The sequence below is a fragment of the Variovorax sp. GW821-FHT09B05 genome, from assembly GCF_059418265.1.
Window position 1 is genome coordinate 1 of record NZ_JBWKPN010000036.1, and the last position, 661, is coordinate 661.

General features: G+C 63.5%; 1 protein-coding gene. It reads left to right on the forward strand.

What is annotated here, in order from left to right:
- Positions 1–5 precede the first annotated feature (5 nt).
- On the forward strand, positions 6–661 hold a 656-nt coding region (locus AC07RM_RS40655; protein ID WP_495338091.1), incomplete at its 3' end, for a GTP-binding protein.

Genomic DNA, 661 nt, shown 5'->3' on the forward strand with positions numbered 1-661 from the left:
GAAAAATGGCAAAAGGTAAATTCACCCGCACGAAGCCGCACGTGAACGTGGGCACGATCGGTCACGTTGACCATGGCAAGACGACGCTGACGGCTGCGATCGCGACGGTGCTGTCGTCGAAGTTCGGCGGCGAAGCGAAGGCCTACGACCAGATCGACGCTGCGCCCGAAGAAAAGGCCCGCGGCATCACGATCAACACCGCGCACGTCGAGTACGAAACGGCCAACCGCCACTACGCACACGTCGACTGCCCCGGTCACGCCGACTACGTGAAGAACATGATCACCGGCGCCGCCCAGATGGACGGCGCGATCCTGGTGTGCTCGGCCGCCGACGGCCCGATGCCCCAGACGCGTGAGCACATCCTGCTGGCTCGCCAGGTGGGCGTGGGCTACATCATCGTGTTCCTGAACAAGTGCGACATGGTCGACGACAAGGAACTGCTCGAGCTGGTCGAAATGGAAGTTCGCGAACTCCTCGACAAGTACGAATTCCCCGGCGACGACACCCCGATCATCCACGGCTCGGCGAAGCTGGCCCTGGAAGGCGACAAGGGCGAGCTCGGCGAAGGCGCGATCATGAAGCTGGCCGAAGCCCTGGACACGTACATCCCGACGCCCGAGCGCGCCGTGGACGGCACGTTCCTGATGCCCGTGGAAGA